Consider the following 26,666-nt stretch of genomic DNA (forward strand, 5'->3'; position numbering starts at 1 on the left):
CAATGTTAAATTTTGGCGCAAACAATTAAATATCTTTTACCAACAATTCACAACACATTTCTATAAAAAAACATATTTATCATTTATATAACAATTATTTATATAAAACATACCTCAAAACTGGTTATAAAAAAACACCAATGAAAACACAGGTTTAAAATCATTTTTTGCTCAAAAATGATGCAGTTAATGAACCATTTTAGAACACAGGATTATTCAAAAAAAACATGGTAAAATTCAGTGATCTACCCATTTCTCCTAATATCTCTGCAAATTCAGTTGCAGGATTGGTTTACGCATGAATTCGCACATTTCCCTGATCCAAAATATCGATGCCCTCCTTCCCCAAACCCAATGTGGACTCTGCGGACATCGTGATGGATGTCTGCCTTATGCCCAAGCCATCAGCGAAGGTGAAGCAGCCAATAAATGTGTACCCGGCGGGCAGCCTGTAGCCGATGCATTGGCTCAGTTGCTAAACAGGCCAGCATTAATTGCAGAAGAAAGTATTTGGCCTATTCAAGCCGATGGCCGCCCACAGAGAATGAAAGCAATCATTCGTGAAGATGAATGCATTGGTTGTACCAAATGTATTAGTGCCTGTCCTGTAGATGCCATTATTGGCTCAGGTAAACTCATGCACAGTATTTTGACTGACCTGTGTACAGGCTGTGAACTGTGTATCCCGCCTTGTCCTGTTGACTGTATTGACCTTATTCCAGATGTAGACGGCATACCAACGGAAATCTTGCGCAAAGCTGAGCAAGATGATTTAAGACAACGCTATTACGCACATATTCAACGTGAAGAAAAACAGCGCCTACACCGTAAAGGCCCAGTGGTTCGCGCGGAAATTGATACGGCTTTATTTGCCCAGTTTTCAGCACAGAACGATGCTGTACCTGATATTCAGATCATTGAAAAAGAACCAGAAATGGCAGCAAAGCTCGATGCAAAATCCACCATTGAGCTGGCGAAATTACGTGTACAAATTAAAAAATTAGAAAAGCAGCTTAGTGTTCGTGAAGATGCGAAAAAACGTCTGTTGTTAGATGACTTAACCCAACAGCTTCATCAGTTACAGGGAGTTTAAAACATGCTAACGACAAGCGGAAAACCTGTAAAAAACATGACCAAAAAGCAAATCCAAATCTTTTTTGAACGTTTACGTGCACAACGTCCAAACCCCAAAACTGAATTGAATTATTCGAGTCCTTTTGAGCTGTTGGTGGCTGTGACCTTGTCTGCTCAGGCGACAGATGTGAGTGTCAACAAAGCCACCGATAAACTCTTTCCTGTTGCCAATACACCTGAAACGATTTATGCCTTAGGGGTCGATGGTTTAAAAACCTACATTAAAACCATAGGTTTATATAATGCGAAGGCCGAAAATGTCATTAAAGCCTGTAAGATGCTGATTGAAAAACATAACAGCATCGTGCCAAACAACCGTGCCGATTTAGAAGCCTTGCCCGGTGTAGGAAGAAAAACAGCCAATGTGGTGTTAAATACTGCTTTTGGACAACCGACCATGGCGGTCGATACGCATATTTTTCGTTTAGGCAATCGTACGGGATTAGCGGTCGGCAAAAATGTGCTTGAAGTCGAACACCGTTTGGTAAAAGTCATACCAAAAGAATTTATTGTCGACTCGCATCATTGGCTGATTTTACATGGTCGATACTGCTGTATCGCACGCAAACCGAAATGCCATGAGTGTATTGTTTCAGATGTGTGTAACTGGCCAGATCGTTTTGAATTTGGTGCAGCACGTATTGCCACAACGACGATAGAAGCAGAACATTAAAGTTCAGTTTTTTTATTGTTGATTTGATTTATCTTTGAAATCCTGCTGCAACTTCGGATGTAACTGACGTTCTGGCTGCTTCTTCGACATTTTTTCTTGTTTACTGACATCGCGTAGCATTTTTACGCTAATGTAAAACAAACCCACCAATACCGCCGCAGCAACAATAATTAAAACAATGATTCCAAATTGTGCCACACGCGACTCCATTTTTAGAGGATCAAGAAAAAGAGCCCTAATATGACTTAGAGCTCTTTCAATGTCAAAACATTGCCATGTTTAAAACATGCAATTATTTGTCTTGATCAAGAATCGCAAACAAATCTGCTTGTACTTCTTCAATTGGACGTAAGCCATTCAGCTTGTCATAGGTTGGTGCATTTTCACCAGACGCTGCGCGACCTTGGTAGAAACCAACCAACTGTTCAGTTTCAGTGTGGTATGAACCTAAACGCTTACGAATCGTTGCTTCTTGGTCATCTGGACGTTGTACCAGTTCTTCACCAGTTTCGTCATCCTTACCTTCCACTTTAGGTGGGTTGTAAACGATGTGATAAACACGGCCCGATGCAGGGTGCTGACGGCGACCAGAAAGACGTTGTACGATTTCTTCGTCAGGAACATCAATTTCAATCACGTGATCAATGTTGATGCCTTCATTTTCAAGCGCTTCGGCTTGAGGAATGGTACGTGGGAAACCATCAAAGATACAGCCATTTACACAGTCAGGTTGTGCAATACGTTCTTTCACTAAACCAATGATCAGTTCATCAGATACAAGACCACCATTGTCCATCACGCTTTTAGCTTGTAGACCGAGTTCAGTTCCTTCACGAATTGCAGCACGGAGCATATCACCGGTTGAAATTTGTGGGACATTGTAGCGCTTACAGATCAACTGAGCTTGTGTACCTTTACCTGCTCCAGGTGGTCCGAGTAAGATAATGCGCATAAAAAAACATCCTCATTTAAACAATGTATTTGACACTTTGTACATGCCGACAAATTCGACATATTTTTAGCATCTAATTATAAGAAAGCTACAAACAAATGTATTGTACCCGCAATGAAGCCCGTTACCCCACCCAATAAAATCAAAATCCATTCGTCTTCCTGAAATGCAGGACGTAATAAGTTTTGAAATTCTTTCGGCGTTAGCTCCCGAATACGGTCTCTAAACATTTGATAGATTTTCTGTGCACGGCTCGCATTGAACGCTGGGTCGCATACAGGCACCATCGTAATTTCAATTGAACGATCAATCAAGTCCGTCTTGAGTTTTGCGTATTCACGTGGCCCCAAAGACAACTGCAAAGATGTTCTCACCAATGGTGTTTCCATGATTTCATTAATATGACGCTTGACAATACGACGGGTCTTGTCTTTTTTATTGCCATACATCATTTCAGTCATGATAGATTTTAACGTAATCAGGTCTTCTGTGACTACACTTGCAAACACATCTGACACTTCTTCTTGGCGCTTCATGAAAGCGCCTTGTACATTATAAGTCCCAATGCGCGGAATCACAGGTTTAATCCATGGAAACTTACGATCTTTTGTTAATTCAGTCAGTTGCAAGTATCGAACATAGTGTGGCTCAATTGGATTAAACACCATCCAAATCGCAATCCAGTTGGTTAAGAAGCCCCATACTGCCGCCCAAAATGGGACCGTCCAATGCCATGGCACCACAAACCAAACAATCATTTGGAAGATACCAAAGAACATCCCGATGAGTGCACTAATATGCCAAATAAAGTTGATTTCTTTCTGACCCACTTTCAAGAACATACGCACCATTAGTCTGCGGTCACCTTCCATTTGGCTGACCACCATATCGCGCATATCCACAAGTGACTCGACGTTCATGGTCAGTTCAGTCACTAATTCTCTGAGCACAGCCGGAAGCTGTTTGTGTGCCTGCGCATAAATTCGACGCTTAATTGAATAAGGTAAGTTTTCCCAAAGTACTGCATTGCGATCAATCATGACTTCATCAATCAGGTGCTCAAGTTCAAAACCAACTTGCTCACCAATGATTCGCGCCATATCCTCAGGATCCATTGCATCTAAAAATTCACGCAAAGAACCAAGCTTAGATAAGGTGTTATCCGTAATGATGCCTGAAATACGCCCCGCTTTTCTGGGCACAATGCCCTGCCAACCCACAGGCAAAGGCCCAATATGAAAACCCCAAAATGTAATCGGGTAAAAGACCATTTTCAGGGCCATCCAAACGTGCGCCCAAGTCACAAAAGCAGTCACAGGAATAATGCTGAGTACAGCCCAAAAATCGGGTCGATTCAAAAAGGTTTGCCACAACTGATTGACGTACTCAAGCATGCATAACTTCCATATTTAATTTTATTAACTGAATTATATAGCGTTTTAAAAAAGATATTGTGTCTATAAACCGAAACTTAGAGTATAGGAAAATTGTAGTCTCGGTTCAGTTTCTGCAACCACATAGCCCGATTTGGCTTCGAGTTTTTCCCCTGCACCAATCCCTACACTGAAAGTGCTGATTCGTTCAGGACTCAGTAACACATAAGCAAGATCTACACCACCACCAAGGCGAGATTCGTACTCGCCATCTACTTTCTTGCTGTCAATATGCCCTGCGTAAACACCGAGATAATAGCCATTTTTATCTTTACCAGTAAAATGAACTGGAAATCTAAAACCCAGCTGACCACCTACAGGGTAATCATCATTGATAAATACCCCAGCTTTTGCATATGCAATGCCATAAGGATTCACCCATTCTAGATTGGTGTGCAGTAATTTCTGCGTTACACCAACCCCTACATTCCACGTTTGAGCACTGCCAGCAGGAATTTTTGCATCTGGCAAAAAGGAATTATCTTGAGCGTAGGCTACGTTTGCACAGGCAACAAGTGCCAACACTGGATAAATTCTTGTCATTATTGTCACCATTATCCGTAATGTTATTTTAGTAATTGGTCCCTTTTTACAGGATTTTGACTGTAGCAGAATTTATAAAACACTTATATACAGCAATTTATATTTTTGATGTCTATAAAGTCAAAATTTAGGCAAAAATGAAAAGCAGAAGCCGCGATTACAAATATCAAAACAGTGTGACATGCGTTAGAATAGCGCGCAGGTATTTTCCTCTTTATCCATGTGTTTAAGTCGATTTGGTATGAAACAGCACTTTCCTTTAAAAAATGTCCAACAAGAAAAGCGCATTTTTCGAAATCGTACCTTTATCTCCATGGGTATTGTGGTCTTTTTCTTGCTGATTTTAGTCACTCGCTATGCCTATTTGCAGCTGGTTCAATTTGACGAGTTTTCAACTGCATCCGATCAAAACCGTATCCGTCTACAACCTTTAGCCCCTGCACGTGGTTATATTTATGACCGCAATGGTGTGCTGTTGGCAGACAACTATCCTGTCTTTACCGCGACGATGAGTCGAGCCGATGTGACGGATATTGATGCTACGATTGAACGTTTAACGCCAATCTTAGAACTCACCCCAGATGATATTGAGCGCTTTAACAGTCGTATTAAAGCCTCACGTAAAACTGAACGCGTTTCCATTAAACTTAATCTCAATGAAAACGATATTGCTCGCTTTAGCGAAGTTAAATATCAATTCCCTGGGGTTAATATCGAAACTCAGATGACGCGCTACTATCCACATGGTGAGCTGTTTGCCCATGTGATTGGTTATGTGGGTCGAATTAACGATAAAGAATTAAAAAGCATCAATAAAGATTTGTATGCGGGCACTAACCTGATTGGTAAAATTGGGGTAGAAAAGTCCTATGAAGATTTGTTACATGGTGTACCAGGAAATGAGTCTGTCGAAGCCGATGCACATGGTAACGTGCTGCGCCATTTAGGCCGCAAAGAACCCGTTCGTGGTAATGACTTATATCTTTCACTCGATTATGGTTTGCAGACGGTTGCCTCAGAGCAGCTTGCAGGTCGTCGTGGTGCAATCGTGGCGATGGATCCACGTACAGGTGAAATCCTGGCCTTGGTCTCAAGTCCAAGTTTTAACCCTAACCTGTTTGTCACAGGCATTAGTCATACCGACTATAGTGGTTTACGTGATAACCTCGATCAACCGCTATATAATCGTGCTGTGCAAGGCGCTTATCCACCTGGCTCGACCATTAAACCGATGTTTGGTTTAGGTGGTATTCATTATGGCTTAATTGATTGGGGCACAGCCATTTCCGATCATGGCTATTTCACCCTTCCAGGCGATTCGCATAAATTCCGCGACTGGAAAAAATCAGGACACGGTGTAGTCAACTTGCATAAATCACAAGTAGTCTCTTGTGATACCTTCTTCTACATTCTGTCGTTCCGTATGGGCATTGAAAAAATGAACACATGGATGCGCCAGTTTGGCTTTGGTGAAAAAACTGGTGTGGATTTACCAAGTGAAAGTACAGGCCTTTACCCAAACCCCGAATGGAAAATGCGTACCCGAGATGCCAAATGGCTCAAAGGGGAAACCATTTCAGTAAGTATTGGACAAGGTGCTTTTACAGCAACACCGCTGCAATTGGCCATGGCAACAGCCATTACCGCCAACCATGGTTCACATGTGATTCCGCATGTTTTACAAACCAGTAAAGGTGCAAAACCACATAAAGATTTAAATGCACCTGATGGCAGAATCCAGTTCAATGGTACTGATCAAGACTGGATACAAATGCGTGATGCCATGGTCGATGTCATTGAGACAGGGACTGGACGTGGCATTCGGACGCCAATGTATAAAATTGCAGGTAAAACCGGTACTGCACAGGTCAAAAGTATTGCCCAAGGTAAACGCTACAATGAAGCCCTATTGACCGAACGTCAGTTAGACCACGGCTTATTCGTGGGCTTTGCACCTGCGGAAAACCCTGAAATTGCGATTGCAGTAGTGTGGGAAAATGGTCGCCATGGTGGTTCTGCCGCGCAGCTGGCTCGTCCGATCTTAGACTACTGGCTGCTCACACGTCATAAAAATCCAATTCGTCCACAAAACCATCAAATTAGTGGCGGCTTGATGACGGCGGGGATTAAACCGGGTGAATTACCAAGTGGTAGCACTCCACCAGCGACCACAACAGGGACAAGTGCAGCTACACCAACCAGTACTTCCAATACGGCACCCACTTCAACAACGGCAAATACAAGCCGTTCAACTACACCGCCTTCTGCACCTGTGGAGTCAGACTAATTATGAAAAACCAACTCCGCATCATTGGAGGGGACTGGAAACGTCGTCAATTGCCTTTTGCCAGTATTGAAGGTTTACGCCCTACGCCTGATCGCGTACGTGAGACTTTGTTTAATTGGCTCATGTGGGATGTGCAAAATACCAATGTTTTGGATATTTGTGCAGGTTCGGGTGCATTGGCATTTGAAGCCTTATCACGTGGTGCCTCAAAAGTAGTGATGATTGAACCTGACCGCAGTCAAGCACAGTTTTTAACACAAAACTTGGAACTCCTTAAAGTACCTAAGTCTCGTGCCCAGTTAAAAGTATCGACTGCACAGCAAACATTACCCACTTTAAAAGAACAGTTTGATTTGGTCTTTTTAGACCCGCCGTATAGCCTAGAGCTATGGGAAGAACTGGCCCTCTTGGCGGATCCGATGATTCAAAATAATGGCTATATTTATGTAGAAGCCGATCGGGATTTGAATCAGTTAAAACTTCCAGCATCGTGGATTCAAATGAAGAACACCAAAGCTGGGTCTGTACGTGCAGGTTTATATCAAAAGAAAATAGTGGTTTCCCCATAATCTAGACACTTTTATGTCCTTTTGATTGACGCCATCACGAAAGAAAGTGGTCTTAGCACATATTAGCGTGGTTCTGAGCTACGCTATGCATGAAGATCAATATACATATTCAAAATCAAGCTAAAGCTTTAGTCATTTTTTACGCCTAAAAACTATGTAGACCGATCAAAAAACCGTACACTCGCTAAAATTTTAAATATATCGCATATGACTTGGTTGATCTTTATCTTAGGTGCAATGGTGGCTGGTTTTATACAGGGGCTCACGGGCTTTGCATTTGCCTTAATCGCCATGTCATTTTGGGTCTGGATCTTGGCACCTCAGCTCGCAGCGCCCTTGGTGGTGTTCGCCTCAGTCTGGAGTCACCTGATTTCTTTAAAGTCAGAATCTGCCTTTCAACTTGATAAAAGCCTCGTTGCACCTTATATCCTTGCAGGTCTGATTGGCGTTCCATTGGGAACCTATCTGTTAGACATCATTGAAGCACATACCTTTAAACTGGTTCTAGGAATTTTTTTGATTCTTTGGTGTCCATTGATGCTACTTAACCCCCAAATTCGCTTCATTCAAAACTCTGGAAAATACGCCGATAGTAGTATTGGTTTTCTTGGGGGTGTATTGGGCGGGTTGGGAGGCTTTTGTGGCTCACTGCCTTCAGCTTGGGTCATGTTAAAAAACCTTCCTAAAGAGCAACAGCGCTCAATTTTAAGGCATTTTAATTTCGCCATTCAGCTATTCACCCTACTCACCTATCTGCTCCGCGGAAATTTAAACTTGCAACACTTGCCCTATATGGGCATCTTACTTTTGAGTGTGAGTCTACCGGCCATGCTCGGCGCGCAGTTGTTTTATAAAATTTCCGAGCGGCAGTTCAAACATACTGTACTGGGTTTATTGTTTAGCTCAGGTTGTTTTCTATGTATCAGCTACCGCTTTCTGTAGTGCTATAGAACCTGACTCTGAACTTTGCAATGGCTTGGGTCAGCAATTGTGTATTTTGTGTCAAAATAGGCTCATCTTTAAACAACTTAGCTCTACTGGGCTTTCTCCAACTCCAAAAATATTTATACAATTGGCACACCTTCAAACCCACCGCCCACCATATATGAAACTGCCTCTTGCACTACTGAGTTTTTGCTTTATCAGTGCTTGCTCCATAAGCTCATCCAAAGAAATAAAACAAGCCGAAAAACTTCTCCAATCTTTTAACTGTCAAAATATAGAGCGCGATCAGGCAGACCACAGCAGCATGACCAGTTATCATGAACAAGTGCTTGCCAGCAGCAAACAAAAAGCCCAATCCTATGTAGAAAGCTATCAACATGGCGATCAAATTTTTGACCTGCCCCTGCCCGAAGTGATTGAAACACAGCTACAAAGTTATATGGCCGCATGCCAGTCACTAGGTGGGGTTTTACCCAATCCCCAGCAAAACCCTTAAAATACGATTAGCAATAAAAAAGACAGCTCGAAAGCTGTCTTTTTTAATTTCATATGACTTAAATTTGAAGTTAAGACACAGTTGAGTCGTTGTGATAGCGAGTATCGACACTGAAATCTTGAGGAAATTTAGCAGAAATTTGCGCATAAAATGCCATAATTTCAGCCATATCTTTTTCATAGTCACCCGTAGGATAAATAATTTTACCCACTCCAGTTTTTTTCTTCGCATAATCCATATAGGCCAGCGCAATCGGAACACCAGCACTGACTGCAACATGGTAAAAACCTGTTTTCCACTGTTCCTGCTTGGCACGTGTCCCTTCAGGAGTGACCAACATGACCAACTTAGGGTGCTCTTTAAAAAGATCACTCATGAGTTGCACCATACTTGGACGTGGTTCACCTTCATGCTTTGGACGACGGTCAATACCTATCCCACCCATTGCACGAACAAATGGCCCAAATGGTAGTTTCATATAGCTGTCTTTAATAGTGATACGGACATGCACACCTAAGGCTTTTAATGCCAAACGAGCGTACAACGCATCCCAGTTGCTGGTATGTGGCGCTGCAATCATTACACATTGATCGATATTCAAATCCCAATGATTATCAATCTGCCACCCCATTAAGGCCAAACTTTGTTCTGCAAGCTTTTCGAACACAAAAAAATACCACATTAGTGAAAATCCGCGCCGATTCTAGCAATGCTGCTGATCAAATACACGGCGAGACGCTCAATAAAACAACAATTAATCTATAAACGTATATTTTATTTAATTCCAAATATTTCAAGAAAAAACAGGGTCTTTGAGATTAAAGGCAAAATACGTGAATAGTATTCTTTATTGACGATACAGAGGCACTCACAGATCTTCACAGATTCATTTCCAGCACTCCTGTAAGGTAAAACTAAACACTGAATAATATCGGGTGCTGTATATGCAAAAGACTGTTTTAGCACTATGCCTATCTTTCACCATGTTAACTGCATGCTCAAAGCCAAATGAAAACAATCCTCCACCAGATCACAATGTCACCGCATCTCTGGACGACAGTGCTAGCGCAACCATGATGGATACACCAGACACAGCAAATGCCTTAGATTGGGTAGGCACATATCAAGGGGTTTTGCCCTGTCACAATTGTTCTGGGATCGACACTGAACTTGAACTGACCTTAGATCATCATTTTGTGCTGAAACAAAAATTTTTAGGGAAATCGAATAATAATTATGTCAATGAAGTGAAAGGTTCATTTCAATTTTTGAATGGCTCTGATCAACTGATACAGCTCGACTCATCAGGTGATAGCCGTATTTATTATATTGGTGCGCAATTTATTGAAATGCGTGGTGATAAAGGTCAAGTGCTGGATCAACCCGAGTTCAACTTTAAACTCACCAAATTCTTAGAATGAGAGTACACCTAACATCAAGCATGATTTAAATTACGTATTTGTGTGTCAGTGTATGAATTACCCAAACATCAAAAAAGTAGCCGAATTTCCTCGGCTACTTTTAAACACCATTTACTGCTTTTTCGACTGTAAGTTTTCAATCAATTTACTAAAATCAAGCGTTGTGGCTTTTTGCACCGGTGGATAGTCCATCAATGACTTAATATGTTCTGCCAGTAGTGCCTCTAAAGGCTCACCCAACCAGAGTTTCTTTTGCATAATGTCAGAGCGATCTGTTGTGCTATCAAACGATTCAAACGGATCTTGACGAAGGTTAAAAATGATAGGAAATTTTAACTTTTTATAAGTGTCATAATAGTTTTCGCTGGTTTCAAAATGCAACTTCCATTGGTTCATTCGAACGGCACGTAGTGTTGACTCATGGTAATACAGGAAATTATTACGCTTACTTTCTGCTGATTTTCCAGTCCAGTAATCTAGGTTATTAATCCCATCAATATATTGTTTACGGTCATTTTTCATTTCCTCTACAACATTTGGATCACCCGCAATGGTCGCCAAAGTGGTGAAAAGATCCATATTGGCTTGAATACCAGTTTTCACTTGCCCAGCAGGTATATGCCCCGGCCAACGGATCATTGTTGGCACACGAACACCACCCTCATAGGTGGTCATTTTCTCACCACGGAACGGCGTGGTTCCACCATGATTTTTGGCACTGTGCTCAGGTCCATTATCAGAAGTATAAATAATGATGGTGTTATCTAATACACCCATCTTTTTCATATCATCTAATAGCTTACCTACTTGCATGTCATGTTCAATCATGCCGCTACCATACATATCTTCTTCTGAAGTTGCCTTGGCTGCTAGATAACGATGCGACTCTCGTAAGCGTGTATACATGTGCATACGGCTTGGGTTTAACCACACGAAAAATGGTTTATCGGCATTTTTACTGCGCTTCATAAAGTCAGTACTGGCTGCGATGAACTCATCATCCACCGTTTCCATTCGCTTACTGGAAAGTGCTCCAGTATCTTCACATTTTTGCTTACCCATTTTCCCAAAACGTGGATCTGTGGTTTCATCCTCTGTGCTTGTTGCATAACAATGCAGAACACCACGTGTACCAAATTTTTTACGGAATTCAGGGTCTTTTGGATAATCTACTTGTTCAAAAGTATCTTCAGTATTGAGGTGATATAAATTACCGTAGAACTCATCAAAGCCATGCACTGTCGGTAAATGTTCGTTACGGTCACCCAAGTGGTTTTTACCAAACTGACCATTCATATAACCTAAAGGCTTAAGAACCTCAGCAAGCGTTGGTGTTGCAGCTTGAATACCTAAAGGTGAACCAGGACGCCCTACCGTGGTGAGACCTGAACGAATTGGATATTGTCCCGTAATAAAGGCTGCACGGCCTGCAGTTGAACTTGGCTGTGCATAATGATCGGTAAACATAATGCCTTCTTTGGCAATTCGATCAATATTTGGGGTGTTATAGCCCATCGTGCCATGACTGTAAGCACTCACGTTTTCCCACCCAACATCATCAGACATAATCACCAAGATATTTGGAGGCTTTGCCATAACAGCCGTTGATAGTAACGCTCCAGCAGCCAACGCGATAGAACGTGAAATAGTTTTTTTACGCATGTGTTTTCCTTAACAGATTATTGAAACTTAAAACCTATCTGCAAACAGCCACATTTAAGCAACTATTTGATTATTCATTATTTACGGGTCAATCCTGCCCGGCATTACAACAATTCTTTTAATGTGGTTGTAAACGTCTCGCGATTTCATGCTTGGATGAAGTTACGGTATAAAAAAACTTCTTTAAGCCCGAGCATAGGTAATGTAAACCTGCTTCTCCATCTGGAGTTTTCAGGAAACGGTCTTTCGGACAGTCACCCCAACACAGTTGCAAATATGGACATTGCTTGCAATATTCAGGGAGAGTGCTGGATTTGGCGTAGGCGAATTTTTTCTGTCGTTCTGAAAAAACTAAATCCCCTTGATGAATCTCGTGAATATTGCCGAGCTTATATTCTGGATAGACAAAGTGATCACAGGAAAATAAATCACCATTGTGCTCCACTGCGAGTGACTTCCCGCAAATCTGGCCAGATACACATTTTTGTGCGCCATATCCAAACATCATCGAAATCACATTCTCAAATTGATCGATAAACACCTGTCCAAAGTCTTGAGCAAACCACTCCTTCCATACGACAGATAAGAAGCTCCCCCAATCATCCGCAGCAATCGACCAGTCGGTTACTACGGAATCAGCAGTTCCGGGTTGTGCTGCTGTACTGCCTAGTTTCGGTAAATCGGCTGGATTCCACTGTCCTGGCGCTGTTTGTTGGAACTGCGCACTTTCCATGCCTGGAATAAACTGAATCATGTAAGGTTTAACCTGATCACGCAGGAAACGGTACACATCGAGCGGTCGTTTGCTGTTATCGCGATTGACCACACATAATGCGTTAAAGCGTATTTGGTATTGATGCAGTAATTGCGCAGCATGCATCACTTTGGCATGGGTAGGTTTACCACCTTTGTTATAACGGTGGATGTCGTGCAAATCGGCTGGACCATCAATGGATAAGCCAACTAGGTAATCATGTTTTTTTAGAAAGGCACACCAGTGTTCATCAAGTAAAATGCCGTTGGTTTGTAAGTCATTTTCTATACGTTGATTGGGTTTCTTATATTTATGTTGTAGTGCCGTCACGCGTTTGAAAAAATCCAACCCCATCAAGGTCGGCTCACCGCCCTGCCAACTAAAGACAATTTCATCCCCAGTTTGTGCTTCAATATATTGCTTAATATGAAGCTCTAGCATTGACTCCGTCATGCGCGGAGTTTTCGGTTGATGCAACATATCTTGCTTATGCAAATAGAAGCAATAACTACAGTCCAAGTTACACTGTGCGCCAGAGGGCTTGACCATCACGTGATAGCGATATGTTTGTCCCTGCACTTGCAGGCTTTTTAAAGGCGGCGATTCAGCTTGTATAGGTATCATTCGCATTTTTTAGAGTCCTCATTTTTTCAGCGTTCAGGCACTAATTCGCAACTGTACAAAACCATGTGCACAAGTCATTCTGTGAAAAGATATTAGCGAGTTTCATTCCATTCACTGCATGTAGTCTGCTAAAGACCCAAGCCTTTGGTATTTTGAATGGATTAACCCAAGTGACTGTTGCCGCTACACATGCAACAGGAAAGGTGCTATAAAATGACCTTGCGGATATTTTGATAATTCCAATGTTTTATAATTCATTCTCTTCTTGTCCCTAAGCTTAATTTTCATCAGCAAAGCTACTGTGTAAGAGTAAAAATCAACAGCCAATTCCAATTTTGGCATACTGAAAAATACTGACCCATCTCACATAGTTGCATCGCTTGGTAGAGCACGTTATCAAACTTTGAAAATAGAAAAACCACTCAAAAGAATGGTAATTGCATTTTTTATGCTCTCTTTTTATTAAAGCTTTCTTCGGATTCAGACCATGTTCTAAAACTTATTATTCTTTAGTGTGTATTTGAAAAAATGCCTTTTCCTATACAGCGAATACAGACCTATCGTCGTCTGGAATTTTTGCTGAAAAAGGATTTTGTTGCACAAATATTTAAAAAAACACCCCTAAGCAACTCAAATTTAAGTGACAACTTGGGTATGAGATCGGTCTTAAAATGGCTATACGGGCATGTACCTCGTTGACCTAGCTTTTAAGGTTTAGCACTGAGTTTATCGCCTAGTAATTTGATGCAATGCATCTTAGTTTCGACCAAACTACGACGATGATAGCCTGACCATTTTTCCTAGGCGTTTAACTATTTTCAATAATTCATTTCTTTCTAAAGATTCTACTTTTTTGTCTTTCCATGGTTTTGCATTTTTTCTTGGCAGAATCACTGCATGTGCTTGACGATCTGAGATCACTCGTCTGCAGCATTTAGTGTCATAGGCTCCATCGGTATAGACAGAATCTATTCGCTCATCAAGTGGTATTTGACCAAGTAAATCACCGAGTACCTGTGAATCACTGATATTGTTCGTTGTGAGCTGAACTGCACGTATTTGTAGCGTTCCAGCATCTATAACAATGTGAAGCTTACGCCATTGGCGACGATATTCAGGCTGATGTTTCTTCCTTTTCTATTCACCTTCACCTAAAAACTTTAAGCCAGTAGAGTCCACGGGCAAGTGAAGTCCATTACTACTTTTTTGATAGCGAATTGCAATATCAATATGCTTCTGTCTTCTACACAGCGTGGAATAATCTGGTGCTGTCCAATCTAATCCACTAAGTTTAATGAGGCTCTGAACAAATCCTGTGACTATGCGTAAAGAGAGTAGAAATAGCGATTTGATTATTAAACAGCACTGAATCTCGGTATCGGCATAAGTTTGATTTCGACCCTGCTTGCCTTGTGGTTGAGCATACCATTGAGTCGTTGGGCCAAACCAAATGAAGATGTTTCCTCTATTTATTAGTGCTCGGTTATACAAGGGCCAATTAGTTGTGCGATAAATTTTAGGTGCAGCCTTCTTCATTTAGAAATTATATTGATGAAGAAGCCCTTAAGAATAGGTTTGTGCAACAAAGTCTATTCAGACTAAAATAGAAAAAAATCAATTATTTTAATTAAACAGCCTAACTAAACCACTTTAAGCATTATGCATCAAACCAATCCAACATTTACAAATAATAAAAAGGCCGCATTTAAGCGGCCTTTTTACATCTAAAATAATATGGTGCAGATTACATCATTCCGCCCATACCACCCATGCCGCCCATATCAGGCATTGCAGGCTTGTCTTCTGGAACATCAGTAATCATACATTCAGTTGTCAACATTAAACCTGCTACAGATGCAGCATGCTCAAGTGCAGAACGTGTTACTTTCGCAGGGTCAAGAATACCCATTTCTAGCATGTCGCCATACTCAGAAGTTGCAGCGTTATAACCAAAGTTACCTTCGCCGTTTTTCACAGCGTTGATCACAACTGAAGGCTCATCACCCGCATTAGCAACGATTTGACGAAGTGGCGCTTCAATCGCACGACGTAAAATGTTAATACCTACGTTTTGGTCATCATTTGTACCTGTTACGCCGTCAAGCGCTGCTGCTGCACGTACAAGCGCAACACCACCACCCGCAACAACACCTTCTTCAACCGCAGCACGCGTTGCATGAAGTGCATCGTCAACACGGTCTTTCTTCTCTTTCATTTCAACTTCAGTTGCAGCGCCAATTTTAATGACTGCAACACCGCCTGCTAATTTAGCAACGCGTTCTTGAAGTTTTTCTTTGTCATATTCAGACGTAGATTCTTCAATTTGTGCACGGATTTGTTGAACGCGCTCAGCGATTTGAGCAGCATCACCAGCACCGTCAACAATCACAGTGTTTTCTTTAGATACAGTAATTTTGTGCGCAGTACCTAAGTCTTGAAGAGAAGCTTGCTCTAAAGTCATGCCGACTTCTTCAGAAATCACAGTCGCGCCCGTCAAGATTGCGATATCTTGAAGCATTGCTTTACGACGGTCACCAAAACCTGGTGCTTTAACCGCACATACTTTGATAATTCCGCGCATGTTGTTCACAACAAGTGTCGCTAACGCTTCACCTTCAACATCTTCAGCGATGATTAAAAGTGGCTTGCCTGTTTTAGCAACAGCTTCAAGTACAGTAATCAATTCACGGATGTTGCTGATTTTTTTGTCAACAAGCAAGATAAACGGATTTTCAAGTTCAGCCGTTAATGTATCTTGTTTGTTTGCAAAGTATGGGCTGATATAACCACGGTCAAACTGCATACCTTCAACAACGTCAAGCGCATCTTCAAAGCCTGAACCTTCTTCAACAGTAATCACGCCTTCTTTACCAACGCGTTCCATTGCTTGTGCAATGAGTTTACCTACAGTTTCGTCAGAGTTTGCAGAGATTGAACCCACTTGTTCAATCGCTTTGGTATCAGAAGCAGGTTTTGCTGTTGCTTTAATTTCAGCAACCAATGCTTTAACAGCAAGATCAATACCACGTTTCAAGTCCATTGGGTTCATGCCCGCAGTCACTGACTTGATGCCTTCGTTTAGAATTGCTTGAGCAAGTACAGTCGCTGTTGTTGTACCGTCACCAGCGATGTCATTGGTTTTAGAAGATACTTCACGAACCAATTGAGCACCCATGTTCTCAAATTTGTCTTTTAGAGAAATTTCTTTCGCAACAGTTACACCATCTTTAGTAATGTGCGGTGCACCAAAAGAACGGTCGATCACAACGTTACGGCCTTTAGGACCCAAAGTTACTTTTACAGCATCTGCAAGCACGTTTACGCCTGCAATCATTTTAGAACGAGCTGAATCACCAAATTTTACGTCTTTAGCTGACATACTAAACTCCAAATATTCTTAAATTTTAATCAATTGTATTGCTTAAACAGCAAATGAACGTTCTGAATTAACCTTCAAGAACCGCTAAAATATCAGACTCTTTCATCACAAGAAGTTCTTCGCCTTCAACTTTAACTTTAGTGCCTGCATATGCACCAAACAGTACATTGTCGCCCACTTTTACGTCTAAAGCACGAACGCCATTGTCTGTAATTTTGCCATTACCTACTGCAATGATTTCACCTTGAGCTGGCTGTTCAGCAGCAGAAGTACTCAAAATTAAACCACCTGCAGTTTTAGTTTCCTTTTCTACGCGGCGAATCACAACGTTGTCATGTAAAGGACGAATTTTGCTCATTTCTTGCTCCATAGACATTTTCAAAATGCCATTGTTTACGATGTGAAGATGACTTCTTATTCCTAGGTCATCAACAAAATTTTGATATGACACTTTTGTGGGGATGGAATAAAACGCTTCAAGGGCAAACACAAAATATTTTTATATTTTTGCGCTCTTTTTAAGCAAACCTCATCAAAGTTTAGACACTCAATTCAATCTGACGTATTTCGCTACATCAACTCGAAGCGATTGGTTGCAGCGTTAAAGCTCAAATGTTGTACATCAGCATTCGGCAAAATAATATTCAAGCTATTGGGCAAGCCCGCATGTAAACGATAAGATGTCGCCGTTCCCGCATGAATATCCAGCACAGGATGAGATACCCCAAGTTGATAAATCTGGTTCAAATCATAAACGGCAGCGTGGTGTAAATGCCCATGTAACAGTCCATTTAAACCATGTTGGCTCCATTGCTCCAACGCAATACGACCAAGCATTGGGCAGTCTTTCACACCATGACTATGGTCTGGCGGAGTATAAAAAGGCTGATGCGCGGCGATCAGTTTAATTTTGTGCGCTGGTGCTTGCTGTAATTTCAGGTCAATCTCTTGAATTTGGCTCAGTGAAATATGCCCTCGTGTATGGTAGCGCCGACGAATACTATTCACCCCAATGACATAAAAGTGTTCAGTTTCCAACGTGTTTTCCATCCCCCCAAAAAACAGTTGATAACGTGCAAAGGGGCTAAAAAAACGATTCCACACATGGTACAGCGGAATATCATGATTCCCTGGCACCACCAAATACGGCAGCTTCAAACTGTCTAAAAACTGCCGACAAGCATAAAACTGAATAAACCGCGCACGTTGGGTCAAGTCCCCACTGACCACTACGGCTTCAAAAGGATGTTCCTCACATAACTGACGAATGGCCTGCAAACAGACTTCGCGTTCGGTTCCAAAATGTAAATCTGACAAATGTAAAATCATGCGGGAACCATGATATTCAGCGCATGCTTACGTACTGTAATTTTCAGCGGTGGTGTCATCGTGACAATTTCTCCATCTACCGCAACCGTGAGCTTATTACGCTTTGAATGAACAATCACTTCATCTGCTGCAAAGCTATAGACATCGGAAGCCTGATCCAAATTGCCTTTAATCAGCTGCCATAAGGTCTTGAACAAAGTCCGCTTATCACTTTTTGCTACTACCACGCCCGCCACTTTGCCTGCTTCCGCCGCCTCGGCAATACGTAGTTTCATTTCAGCCAGTTGAAGTTGGTTATTGCCAAAGAAAATCAATGGCGTTTTCACTGGATAGCGCTGTCCATCGACTTCCACTTCAAGTTTTAACTCTTTACGGTCGCGGATGAGAACATCCAATGCCGAGGTATACGCATGCAATGGAAAACGTCCAAAATGCTTATTAAACTGTTCTCTTTTTTGAATAAATAAAGGATAAAGCCCTAAACTGGCATTGTTCAAATAGATATGTTGATTGAGCTGTGCCACATGTACAGAACGTGGCTGACCTTCACTAATGGCTTTGGCTGCGTCTAATAGGTCCAGCGGTATATTCAGCACTCGCGCAACATAGTTAAAGGTACCTAGAGGCAAGATCCCCATGGGAATATCCGTTCCCATCAATTTAGACGCAACAGCATTTAAAGTACCATCCCCACCTGCAGCAACGATGACCCCTACATTTTCTGCTTGACGATGGCGTAGTAAAATCTCTTGCATCATCTGATCAAAGTTCATGCACTCACTTAACTCAAATGACTGTATTTCAAAACCCGCGGTACTCAGATCTGCTACCAACTGTTCATACACTTCATCTTTATTTGCGGCATGAAAACCTGATTTTTTATTATAAATAAGTGATAAAGGTTTGAGTTGCTCTGACATTTTGCACCTAAACTTGAAGTAATTGCTCTATTTTTGTCCAAATATTCAACACTTAACAGTTTTGTTATGTAAAATTCAAATGACTACCATTTATTTAATCAATAATAAATCTCAATCACAAAATAAATGCAAACATATGATTTTAATACTAATATCTTAAATGAATAATCCTCATAAATATAATAAATACACAAAATAAAAGCAAAAAATCCAACCAAACTATTGTTTTTTAATAGTTAAAATAAAGCAACCCCATCGAACTGTTCATAATTTAGATACGCCTTTGGTCTTATTTTTTTTATCAAATTATGCTTTAATACAGCCACTTTTTTTTCATCTTTTCATCTCTGCAGTAAATTTTATTGCTGAGATTGTACTTTGTACAAACGTGTACATATTTGAGATAGGCCTCACCATGACCCAAGTGAACGCACCAGAATTCGTTCGTCACCCTAAGCTTATTGCGTGGGTGGAAGAAATTGCAAAATTAACAAAACCAGCGAAAATTGAATGGTGTGACGGCAGCGAAGAAGAATATCAACGTTATATCAACTTGATGATCGCTAACGGCACAATGCAAGCGCTTAACCAAGAAACGCATCCTGGTTCTTATCTTGCTAATTCTGATCCTTCTGACGTTGCTCGTGTTGAAGGTCGTACTTACATCTGCTCTGAAAAACAAGAAGATGCTGGTGCAACAAACAACTGGGAAGAGCCTGCTGAAATGCGTGCTCGCCTAAATGGTTTGTTTGACGGTTCAATGGCAGGTCGTACTTTATATGTAGTACCGTTCTCTATGGGCCCATTAGGTTCTCATATTGCGCATATTGGTATCGAATTAACTGACTCTCCATATGTAGCAGTTAGCATGTCTAAAATGGCTCGCATGGGTAAAGCTGTTTATGACGTTCTTGGTACAGACGGTGAATTCATTCCTTGCGTACATACTGTTGGTGCGCCGCTTGCTGATGGCGAAAAAGATGTTGCATGGCCTTGCAACCCTGAAAAATACATCGTGCATTACCCAGAAACACGTGAAATCTGGTCTTACGGTTCTGGTTACGGTGGTAACGCATTGTTAGGTAAAAAATGCTTAGCTTTACGTATTGCGTCTTCTATGGGTCGTCAACAAGGTTGGTTAGCAGAACACATGCTGATTCTTGGTGTGACTAATCCTCAATGCGAAAAACACTACATCGCAGCGGCATTCCCGTCTGCTTGTGGTAAAACAAACTTCGCGATGTTGATTCCACCAGCAGGCTACGAAGGTTGGAAAATTGAAACTGTAGGTGACGATATTGCTTGGATCAAACCAGGTGAAGACGGTCGCTTATACGCAATCAACCCAGAAGCAGGCTTCTTCGGTGTAGCGCCTGGTACAAATACCAAGACCAACCCGAACTGTATGGCTACACTTCACAAAGACGTGATTTATACCAATGTTGCGGTAACTGATAACGGTGAAGTATGGTGGGAAGGTCTTACTAAAGAAGCACCTGCCAACCTGACTAACTGGAAAGGTCAACCTCACACTGGCGCAGAAAAAGCGGCTCATCCAAATGCGCGCTTCACTGTTTCAGCAGGTCAATGTCCTTCTATTGATGCTGACTGGGAAAATCCAGCTGGTGTTCCAATTTCAGCATTCATCTTTGGTGGTCGCCGTGCAGACACAGTGCCTCTAATTTCAGAAGCATTTGACTGGGTAGATGGTGTTTACAAAGCTGCAACTATGGGCTCTGAAACAACTGCTGCTGCTGTTGGTCAACAAGGTATTGTTCGTCGTGACCCATTCGCAATGCTTCCATTTGCGGGTTACAACATGGCGGATTACTTCTCTCACTGGTTAGAGCTTGGTGAAGAAGTAGCAGCAAAAGCTAAAGCTGCGGGCAACAAACTTCCGGGTATCTACAACGTGAACTGGTTCCGTCGTGATGCTGAAGGCAACTTCGTATGGCCTGGTTTCGGTCAAAACATGCGTGTTCTTGAGTGGATCATTGACCGTTGTGAAGGCCGTGCTGATGCAGTTGAAACACCAATTGGTTTAGTTCCAACGTATGAACAGTTGAACTGGACAGGTTCTGACTTCACTAAAGCTCAGTTTGACCTTGTGACTTCTCAAGACAAAGATCAATGGATCAAAGAGCTTGAAAGCCACACTGAACTATTCGACAAACTTGGTGAACGCCTACCAGCTGCACTTAAAGCTCGTCAAAACGAACTTTTAGATGCTGTTAAGCAATCTGCTTAATCTTTAAATTAAGCAAAAAAAAAGACCGCGTAAGCGGTCTTTTTTTTAATCTATTTATACTTTTAAAACTTTATAACTCAACAAAATTTATCCAACCAATCGCGACTAAAATAAGTAGCAACAACTTAGCCAGCACTTCATGTTTACTCGATCAAAGACCCCTCCGATTCAACTCAATTTTGAAATCAAAAGCTCAGCAAAGTCGCCAAGGGCACTTATGGCAGTGTGGTTGAACTCTATCCGCGTCTTGCTGAACGTGCACAATCAAGTCGGTGTTACGTCGTCATTGACTACAATGCCAACCAACGCTTTGGCGTATTGTCCGTCCAGTCGTTTGGGGAACGGCTGTAAAATGGAAGACACCTGTAGACTGTAAACAGCTCGGCGGTATCGAAATTTAAATCTAAAAAAGTCGTGATAGTGGCTTTTTTAATAGAACGAAATCAACTGTATCCATTACACATACTTAACACTATGCAGCATCCCCCTGCATACGACGCAGGTGTAAATCCTGCAAGTAGAGGTCTAAAGCTTGAGTTTCTAGTGCATCAAATTTTAAATACAGTTTAGTCCGTCGTTTTAAAATATCTTCACTACCGATGGCCCACTCACGTTTCACCACATAATCCACTTCTTGCTGATACAAGCCATGGCCAAAAGATTGCCCTAAAGCTTGTACATCTTTGTTCTCACCAAGCATATGCCACACTCGACTACCATAACTGTTTGCCCAACGATGTGCTGTTTGAGACTCTAGCCCTTTGATTTCATGCATCAACTCTGCACATAAAACCTCGACTGAACTAAAACCTTCTGCACCTGGGAGTTTTGCCTCAGCCGTCCATTCCGCTTTCATGTGTGGAAAATATCGTTTCAGCTGTAGCAAAGCCGCTTCCGCCAACTTGCGATAAGTCGTTAACTTTCCACCATAAACAGATAACAATGGTGCTTCATTCACAACAGGTTTAGACATCGCCAGTACATAATCACGTGTCACTTTAGAGGCTTGTGTACTTGCATCATCATACAAAGCCCTTACGCCTGCAAAGCTTGAGATTACATCTTCTGGCTGTAATTGAAGCTTGAAATGGTCATTAATCACATCAATCAAATAAGCCGTTTCCTGCTCGGTAATGTGGACATAATTTGCATCACCTTCAAACTCTACGTCCGTGGTACCAATCAGGCTGTATTCATCTAAATAAGGAATTACAAACACAATGCGTTGATCATCATTTTGTAGAATAAACGCATGCGGTTCCGGGTATAAACGCTTCACAATAATATGACTGCCCTGAACCAATCGAATGCCTGCCTTTGGGGTTTTGGACATTTGCTGTTGAATAAAATCTGTGACCCATGCACCCGTTGCATTAACCAAAGTTCGAGCTTTAATTTGGTAATGTTGTTTTTGATGCTCTAAGGTTAGACACCACACACCCTCCTGCTGAACCGCAGAAACACATCGTGTTTGTGTCCGAATTTGAGCTCCCAGCTCATGCGCTTGAATTGCATTAACCACCACCAAACGCGCATCATCCACAGTACAGTCTGAATATTCGAAACCACGTTTAATGGTGTCTTTTAAGGGGCTGTCGACATTAAAATGAACAAGCTCCGAGCCCTCTAATGTTTCTCGTTTTGCCAAATAGTCATAGATAAATAAGCCTGAACGAATCAGCCATGCAGGGCGCAAATACGGTAAATGCGGCATAATAAAACGCATAGGATGGATCAAATGTGGGGCTTTTTTTAACAGTACTTCACGCTCTAATAACGCTTCACGCACCAAACGAAATTCTTTCTGTTCGAGATAACGCAATCCACCATGAATGAGCTTGCTACTGGCTGAAGACGTATGACTAGCTAAGTCATCTTTTTCGCAGACGAAAACACTTAAACCGCGCCCTACAGCGTCATTTGCAATGCCCACCCCATTGATGCCCGCGCCCACAACGGCAATATCATAAATGGCATCTGTGTCTTGCATATCCACCTCTCTCGTTGAGTTATTGTGTTATTTTTGTTCTTCACGCTAAACTTAACATCAAAATCCAACCTTGTCATATTCCAAAGCCAGTCAAATCAGAGAAAATTCGTTACTCTAAATAAATTAATAACCGCATCTATTTTTACAATTTAATTTTTAATTTTGACTATTCAGTGAAAAATCGACTAATTTCCAAGCTAAAAAACACTTTCTTTTCTAAAAATCGACATTCACCATAAAATAAAAAAGCACTATAACCTCTTGTATTTTAATTGACTATTCACACATTAAAAAATCACAAGAGTTTGTTTTGAATAAGTAAAATGATAATTTCCCATTAAAATAAAGATATTCATTAGAAAAACTTAACAGCATATAAATCATACTAACATTTAGACTAAAGTCGAATGAAGTCCAAGGATAAGGGGCGTATAACGAAACTGAATTTTTTGTTTAATCTTAAAATATATTGTTTTAACTTTTTCTACTTAAAAAGTTAAAAGATGTATTTTCCGAACTTCTCCTTGGGAAATTTTTGTGACTGATCTATCTCCCCAAGCTGCTCCAGTAAGCATCGATAAAAAGACCCGCTTAAAATCGATTCTCGGTGGTTCAGCTGGCAACTTAGTTGAATGGTATGACTGGTATGTCTATGCCGCATTTACCTTATATTTCGCGCCACAGTTTTTCCCTGAAGGGGATGACACGGTAAAACTGTTACAAGCTGCTGCCGTCTTTGCACTGGGCTTCCTGATGCGTCCTATTGGCGCGTGGATCATGGGCATTTATGCAGATCGTAAAGGACGTAAATCAGGTCTTACCCTGTCTGTATCTTTAATGTGTGTGGGATCTTTGATTATTGCCTGTGCACCGACCTATGCCAGTGTGGGTATGCTCGCACCTGCCTTATTACTCTTTGCCCGTTTATTACAAGGTTTAAGTGTTGGTGGAGAGTACGGTTCAAGCGCAACCTATTTAACGGAAATGGCTGGTAAAAACCATCGTGGTTTCTTCTCTAGTTTTCAGTATGTGACTCTCATTTCAGGTCAGCTCTTGGCGCTGTGTGTGTTGATCATTTTACAACGCACCATGAGCGAAGCACAGTTATCTGAATGGGGCTGGCGTATTCCCTTCTTCATTGGTGCTGTACTTGCCATTGTGGTGTTCTGGATTCGTCGTGGTTTGGTTGAAACCCAATCTTCAAAAGATGCACAAGAACAGGCTAAAAATGGTGGCCCTAAATCTAGCGCACTTGCTTTATTTACCAAATATCCAAAGCAAGCATTCACTGTGATTATGCTGACAGCGGGTGGAACACTGGCATTCAACACCTTTACCACGTATTTACAAAAATACTTGGTTAACACCTCAGGTTTTGAGAAAACCACAGCAACAGAGATCACCACAGCAGCAATCTTTGTCTTCATGCTATTACAACCTGTGGTGGGCGCACTGTCTGATAAAATTGGTCGTAAACCAATTATGATCACTTTTGGTGTATTGGGCGTACTGTTCACAATTCCAATTTTCAATGGTCTAGGTTCAACCAGCAGCCCAACAACCGCATTTATGTTATGTATGAGTGGTATGGTGATTGTGACAGGTTATACTGCGATTAATGCAGTAGTTAAAGCAGAGCTCTTCCCAGCGCATATTCGTGCATTAGGGGTTGCCCTACCTTATGCGATTGCTAATACCATCTTTGGTGGCACAGCAGAGCTTGTGGCGTTGAGCTTTAAAAATGCAGGACATGAAAACTACTTCTTTTACTACATCACCTTCATGATTGGCTTATCTCTACTGACTTACATCTTTATGAAAGACACCAAAAAGCACAGCATGATTACCGATCATTGATGCTTAAATTGACTGTGTAAGTTAATAAGCTAAACATAAAAAATGCCTTCTCGAATGAAGGCATTTTTTATGTTTGATCAATTTTTTTGCCGAAACTTGATCGATTGAAATATCGTGAATTACACCTGTGTATGGCATACTAAGAACAAGAATAATGTTAGGAACTTTTTATATGAAAAATACGTATAAACTTTTAGGCTTAAGCTGTATCGTTTTAGCAGTATCTGCATGTCAAAGCACACCTCGCCAGTACAATGGCAATGTTGGCTATCAAATTGAACATCAATCAGCGTCGAGTGCTACCCTTGCTTATACGCTTGCTGCTCGTAAAAATCAGCAACTCGATGAAAATAAATTACAACGTGCTTGCCAAAAAGTTTTAGGTTCACAAAAGAATTATAAATTGGCGATTTTAAGCATTAATGAAATTCCTAATACTGCAGCAGATGTTCCCGAATATGGACGCCAAATTGGTCAAACTCGTGCCACTTTTGGTTTAAGCAATACACCTGACCTACATCAAGGTGAAAACTTTGCAACACGTGAGTCACTTGAAGCACGCCCAAGCACACTCCATGTAGTACGCTATACTTGTTCTTAACAGCGCTTAATATACATAAAAAAGGGCTTAGTGCCCTTTTTGAGTCTCTAAAGTTCGATAAAAACTCACATTACGAAACTCTGGTGACTCATCTAGATCTGGCCAAGTTGTGGCACTACGCTCATCAAGCTTTATGTACTGCGGGTGACTAAAATTTTTAACACGACTATCTGCCACCCAAACCTCAGGTGCAAACTTTAAAAATTCATCTAAAAAGAATCGATTACATTGGTCATATAAAACATCGGCAGCCAATAGAACATCGACCTGTTCAGATTGATACAAGTCATCCAAATACTCTAGCTCTACGTTATTGAGTTCCGCATTGGCACGGCAAGCATCTAAACTAACGGCATCAATATCACAACAAATCACACGTTTTGCACCCGCCATTTTGGCTGCAATCGCCACCACACCTGAACCTGCACCAAAATCCAATACCACCTTATCTCTGACATGATGAGGTTCTGCCAGTAACCACTGTGCCATGGCTAGGCCTGAAGCCCAACAAAAGATCCAATATGGCGTTTCATTCCAAATGCGACGAATGATTTCATCATCCAGTTTATCGGTTGGAAATACGGGAGGAATGAGCCACAGCGAAATAGATGTTTCAGGAAGCTGTTGCGCAAGCAATTCACACTGTGGAATCACTTCATGCAAGGCTTGAAGTAAATGATCTGGGGCTTTGGGGAATTGGAAAGTACAGCTCATGGACATTTTATATTTGTAGAATTTTTTAATAAACGCACAACGGAGTCTTACACATTAAGACGCATGATATGCATAACCTTCGGTTCGACCTACTTTTGTTTCGACAAAAGTAGGCAAAACCATTGCCATTTGCTG

Annotated in this window: 23 protein-coding genes and 2 pseudogenes; 11 read left to right on the top strand and 14 right to left on the bottom strand. The window is 41.4% G+C overall.

Annotation, left to right across the window (positions count from 1 at the left end; genetic code table 11):
* Nucleotides 1–298 precede the first annotated feature (298 nt).
* Nucleotides 299–1,093, top strand: a complete 795-nt coding sequence (locus KVY11_RS02585; protein WP_218288008.1) for an RnfABCDGE type electron transport complex subunit B — start codon at nucleotides 299–301, stop codon at nucleotides 1,091–1,093.
* A 3-nt stretch (nucleotides 1,094–1,096) separates the two neighbouring features.
* On the top strand, nucleotides 1,097–1,807 hold the full coding sequence (nth, locus tag KVY11_RS02590) for an endonuclease III (protein ID WP_010326297.1): 711 nt from the start codon (nucleotides 1,097–1,099) through the stop codon (nucleotides 1,805–1,807).
* A gap of 12 nt (nucleotides 1,808–1,819) precedes the next feature.
* On the opposite strand, the gene KVY11_RS02595 is transcribed toward nth, so the two are convergent.
* From KVY11_RS02595 to KVY11_RS02610, 4 genes are all read right to left on the bottom strand, one after another.
* On the bottom strand, nucleotides 1,820–2,005 hold the full coding sequence (locus tag KVY11_RS02595) for a hypothetical protein (RefSeq protein WP_371315909.1): 186 nt from the start codon (nucleotides 2,003–2,005) through the stop codon (nucleotides 1,820–1,822).
* A gap of 94 nt (nucleotides 2,006–2,099) precedes the next feature.
* The gene (gene adk / locus KVY11_RS02600; RefSeq protein WP_058869236.1) at nucleotides 2,100–2,759 is read right to left on the bottom strand and encodes an adenylate kinase; all 660 of its coding nucleotides are present in this window, start codon (nucleotides 2,757–2,759) and stop codon (nucleotides 2,100–2,102) included.
* Nucleotides 2,760–2,836: 77 nt separating this feature from the next.
* The gene (locus tag KVY11_RS02605) at nucleotides 2,837–4,153 is read right to left on the bottom strand and encodes a hypothetical protein (protein ID WP_004694304.1); all 1,317 of its coding nucleotides are present in this window, start codon (nucleotides 4,151–4,153) and stop codon (nucleotides 2,837–2,839) included.
* A gap of 63 nt (nucleotides 4,154–4,216) precedes the next feature.
* Nucleotides 4,217–4,735 (bottom strand): hypothetical protein, encoded by a 519-nt coding sequence (locus KVY11_RS02610; RefSeq protein ID WP_168159166.1) that lies wholly within the window; start codon nucleotides 4,733–4,735, stop codon nucleotides 4,217–4,219.
* Between the two features lie 241 nt (nucleotides 4,736–4,976).
* Between KVY11_RS02610 and mrdA the strand changes: the two genes are divergently transcribed.
* The 4 genes from mrdA to KVY11_RS02630 all read left to right on the top strand — a co-directional run bounded on the left by mrdA (nucleotide 4,977) and on the right by KVY11_RS02630 (nucleotide 9,032).
* The gene (gene mrdA, locus KVY11_RS02615) at nucleotides 4,977–7,022 is read left to right on the top strand and encodes a penicillin-binding protein 2 (RefSeq protein WP_218288010.1); all 2,046 of its coding nucleotides are present in this window, start codon (nucleotides 4,977–4,979) and stop codon (nucleotides 7,020–7,022) included.
* A gap of 2 nt (nucleotides 7,023–7,024) precedes the next feature.
* Entirely contained in the window at nucleotides 7,025–7,591 is a 567-nt protein-coding gene (gene rsmD / locus KVY11_RS02620) for a 16S rRNA (guanine(966)-N(2))-methyltransferase RsmD (protein ID WP_218288011.1), read from the top strand.
* A 207-nt stretch (nucleotides 7,592–7,798) separates the two neighbouring features.
* A complete protein-coding gene (locus KVY11_RS02625; RefSeq protein WP_218288012.1) occupies nucleotides 7,799–8,533 on the top strand; it encodes a sulfite exporter TauE/SafE family protein in 735 nt (244 codons plus the stop codon).
* 163 nt (nucleotides 8,534–8,696) lie between these two features.
* On the top strand, nucleotides 8,697–9,032 hold the full coding sequence (locus KVY11_RS02630; protein WP_218288013.1) for a hypothetical protein: 336 nt from the start codon (nucleotides 8,697–8,699) through the stop codon (nucleotides 9,030–9,032).
* Between the two features lie 70 nt (nucleotides 9,033–9,102).
* Here KVY11_RS02630 and KVY11_RS02635 read toward each other — a convergent pair whose 3' ends face one another.
* Nucleotides 9,103–9,699: a 1-acyl-sn-glycerol-3-phosphate acyltransferase gene (locus KVY11_RS02635; RefSeq protein ID WP_010326291.1), complete on the bottom strand. Its 597-nt coding sequence runs from the start codon at nucleotides 9,697–9,699 to the stop codon at nucleotides 9,103–9,105.
* 277 nt (nucleotides 9,700–9,976) lie between these two features.
* Between KVY11_RS02635 and KVY11_RS02640 the strand changes: the two genes are divergently transcribed.
* A complete protein-coding gene (locus KVY11_RS02640) occupies nucleotides 9,977–10,453 on the top strand; it encodes a copper resistance protein NlpE (protein ID WP_218288014.1) in 477 nt (158 codons plus the stop codon).
* Between the two features lie 111 nt (nucleotides 10,454–10,564).
* Here KVY11_RS02640 and KVY11_RS02645 read toward each other — a convergent pair whose 3' ends face one another.
* From KVY11_RS02645 to KVY11_RS02675, 7 genes and pseudogenes are all read right to left on the bottom strand, one after another.
* The gene (locus KVY11_RS02645; RefSeq protein ID WP_171527545.1) at nucleotides 10,565–12,115 is read right to left on the bottom strand and encodes an arylsulfatase; all 1,551 of its coding nucleotides are present in this window, start codon (nucleotides 12,113–12,115) and stop codon (nucleotides 10,565–10,567) included.
* 118 nt (nucleotides 12,116–12,233) lie between these two features.
* The gene (locus tag KVY11_RS02650; RefSeq protein ID WP_218288015.1) at nucleotides 12,234–13,499 is read right to left on the bottom strand and encodes an anaerobic sulfatase maturase; all 1,266 of its coding nucleotides are present in this window, start codon (nucleotides 13,497–13,499) and stop codon (nucleotides 12,234–12,236) included.
* Nucleotides 13,500–14,129: 630 nt separating this feature from the next.
* Nucleotides 14,130–15,029, bottom strand: a pseudogene (locus KVY11_RS02655) (IS5 family transposase).
* Between the two features lie 208 nt (nucleotides 15,030–15,237).
* Nucleotides 15,238–16,872, bottom strand: coding sequence for a chaperonin GroEL (gene groL, locus KVY11_RS02660; RefSeq protein WP_218288016.1), 1,635 nt, complete (start codon nucleotides 16,870–16,872; stop codon nucleotides 15,238–15,240).
* A gap of 67 nt (nucleotides 16,873–16,939) precedes the next feature.
* Nucleotides 16,940–17,230, bottom strand: a complete 291-nt coding sequence (groES, locus tag KVY11_RS02665) for a co-chaperone GroES (RefSeq protein ID WP_010326285.1) — start codon at nucleotides 17,228–17,230, stop codon at nucleotides 16,940–16,942.
* 212 nt (nucleotides 17,231–17,442) lie between these two features.
* Nucleotides 17,443–18,201, bottom strand: coding sequence for a metallophosphoesterase (locus KVY11_RS02670; RefSeq protein ID WP_218288017.1), 759 nt, complete (start codon nucleotides 18,199–18,201; stop codon nucleotides 17,443–17,445).
* Nucleotides 18,198–19,121 (bottom strand): diacylglycerol kinase family protein, encoded by a 924-nt coding sequence (locus KVY11_RS02675; protein ID WP_159128221.1) that lies wholly within the window; start codon nucleotides 19,119–19,121, stop codon nucleotides 18,198–18,200. Before KVY11_RS02675 ends, KVY11_RS02670 begins: the two co-directional genes overlap by 4 nt.
* Before the next feature lie 415 nt (nucleotides 19,122–19,536).
* On the opposite strand from KVY11_RS02675, the gene KVY11_RS02680 reads away from it, so the two are divergent.
* Entirely contained in the window at nucleotides 19,537–21,369 is a 1,833-nt protein-coding gene (locus tag KVY11_RS02680) for a phosphoenolpyruvate carboxykinase (GTP) (protein WP_218288018.1), read from the top strand.
* A gap of 189 nt (nucleotides 21,370–21,558) precedes the next feature.
* Nucleotides 21,559–21,770, top strand: a pseudogene (locus KVY11_RS16575) (hypothetical protein); the annotation flags it as partial.
* Nucleotides 21,771–21,841: 71 nt separating this feature from the next.
* Here the strand turns inward: KVY11_RS16575 and glpD are convergent.
* Nucleotides 21,842–23,359 carry a glycerol-3-phosphate dehydrogenase gene (gene glpD, locus KVY11_RS02685; RefSeq protein WP_218288019.1) on the bottom strand — a complete coding sequence of 506 codons (1,518 nt, stop codon included), beginning with the start codon at nucleotides 23,357–23,359 and terminating at the stop codon, nucleotides 21,842–21,844.
* Nucleotides 23,360–23,896: 537 nt separating this feature from the next.
* Between glpD and KVY11_RS02690 the strand changes: the two genes are divergently transcribed.
* Nucleotides 23,897–25,216: an MFS transporter gene (locus tag KVY11_RS02690; RefSeq protein ID WP_062034098.1), complete on the top strand. Its 1,320-nt coding sequence runs from the start codon at nucleotides 23,897–23,899 to the stop codon at nucleotides 25,214–25,216.
* A gap of 172 nt (nucleotides 25,217–25,388) precedes the next feature.
* A complete protein-coding gene (locus KVY11_RS02695) occupies nucleotides 25,389–25,817 on the top strand; it encodes a hypothetical protein (RefSeq protein WP_058869220.1) in 429 nt (142 codons plus the stop codon).
* Between the two features lie 27 nt (nucleotides 25,818–25,844).
* Here the strand turns inward: KVY11_RS02695 and KVY11_RS02700 are convergent, their stop codons facing one another.
* Nucleotides 25,845–26,531 (bottom strand): methyltransferase, encoded by a 687-nt coding sequence (locus KVY11_RS02700; protein WP_218288205.1) that lies wholly within the window; start codon nucleotides 26,529–26,531, stop codon nucleotides 25,845–25,847.
* Nucleotides 26,532–26,666: the final 135 nt, after the last annotated feature.

Source organism: Acinetobacter sp. CWB-G5 (assembly GCF_019209785.1).
GTDB classification, from domain to species: domain Bacteria; phylum Pseudomonadota; class Gammaproteobacteria; order Pseudomonadales; family Moraxellaceae; genus Acinetobacter; species Acinetobacter johnsonii.

Excerpts from the sequence above, each read along its gene's own strand:
- KVY11_RS02675 (WP_159128221.1), bottom strand. The coding sequence starts at position 19,121 with ATGTCAGAGCAACTCAAACCTTTATCACTTATTTATAATAAAAAATCA.
- mrdA (WP_218288010.1), top strand. The coding sequence starts at position 4,977 with ATGAAACAGCACTTTCCTTTAAAAAATGTCCAACAAGAAAAGCGCATT.
- KVY11_RS02585 (WP_218288008.1), top strand. The coding sequence starts at position 299 with ATGAATTCGCACATTTCCCTGATCCAAAATATCGATGCCCTCCTTCCC.
- KVY11_RS02680 (WP_218288018.1), top strand. The coding sequence starts at position 19,537 with ATGACCCAAGTGAACGCACCAGAATTCGTTCGTCACCCTAAGCTTATT.
- KVY11_RS02640 (WP_218288014.1), top strand. The coding sequence starts at position 9,977 with ATGCAAAAGACTGTTTTAGCACTATGCCTATCTTTCACCATGTTAACT.
- groES (WP_010326285.1), bottom strand. The coding sequence starts at position 17,230 with ATGAGCAAAATTCGTCCTTTACATGACAACGTTGTGATTCGCCGCGTA.
- KVY11_RS02645 (WP_171527545.1), bottom strand. The coding sequence starts at position 12,115 with ATGCGTAAAAAAACTATTTCACGTTCTATCGCGTTGGCTGCTGGAGCG.
- glpD (WP_218288019.1), bottom strand. The coding sequence starts at position 23,359 with ATGCAAGACACAGATGCCATTTATGATATTGCCGTTGTGGGCGCGGGC.
- groL (WP_218288016.1), bottom strand. The coding sequence starts at position 16,872 with ATGTCAGCTAAAGACGTAAAATTTGGTGATTCAGCTCGTTCTAAAATG.
- nth (WP_010326297.1), top strand. The coding sequence starts at position 1,097 with ATGCTAACGACAAGCGGAAAACCTGTAAAAAACATGACCAAAAAGCAA.
- KVY11_RS02650 (WP_218288015.1), bottom strand. The coding sequence starts at position 13,499 with ATGCGAATGATACCTATACAAGCTGAATCGCCGCCTTTAAAAAGCCTG.
- KVY11_RS02605 (WP_004694304.1), bottom strand. The coding sequence starts at position 4,153 with ATGCTTGAGTACGTCAATCAGTTGTGGCAAACCTTTTTGAATCGACCC.
- KVY11_RS02700 (WP_218288205.1), bottom strand. The coding sequence starts at position 26,531 with ATGAGCTGTACTTTCCAATTCCCCAAAGCCCCAGATCATTTACTTCAA.
- KVY11_RS02630 (WP_218288013.1), top strand. The coding sequence starts at position 8,697 with ATGAAACTGCCTCTTGCACTACTGAGTTTTTGCTTTATCAGTGCTTGC.
- KVY11_RS02670 (WP_218288017.1), bottom strand. The coding sequence starts at position 18,201 with ATGATTTTACATTTGTCAGATTTACATTTTGGAACCGAACGCGAAGTC.
- KVY11_RS02610 (WP_168159166.1), bottom strand. The coding sequence starts at position 4,735 with ATGACAAGAATTTATCCAGTGTTGGCACTTGTTGCCTGTGCAAACGTA.
- rsmD (WP_218288011.1), top strand. The coding sequence starts at position 7,025 with ATGAAAAACCAACTCCGCATCATTGGAGGGGACTGGAAACGTCGTCAA.
- KVY11_RS02625 (WP_218288012.1), top strand. The coding sequence starts at position 7,799 with ATGACTTGGTTGATCTTTATCTTAGGTGCAATGGTGGCTGGTTTTATA.
- KVY11_RS02695 (WP_058869220.1), top strand. The coding sequence starts at position 25,389 with ATGAAAAATACGTATAAACTTTTAGGCTTAAGCTGTATCGTTTTAGCA.
- adk (WP_058869236.1), bottom strand. The coding sequence starts at position 2,759 with ATGCGCATTATCTTACTCGGACCACCTGGAGCAGGTAAAGGTACACAA.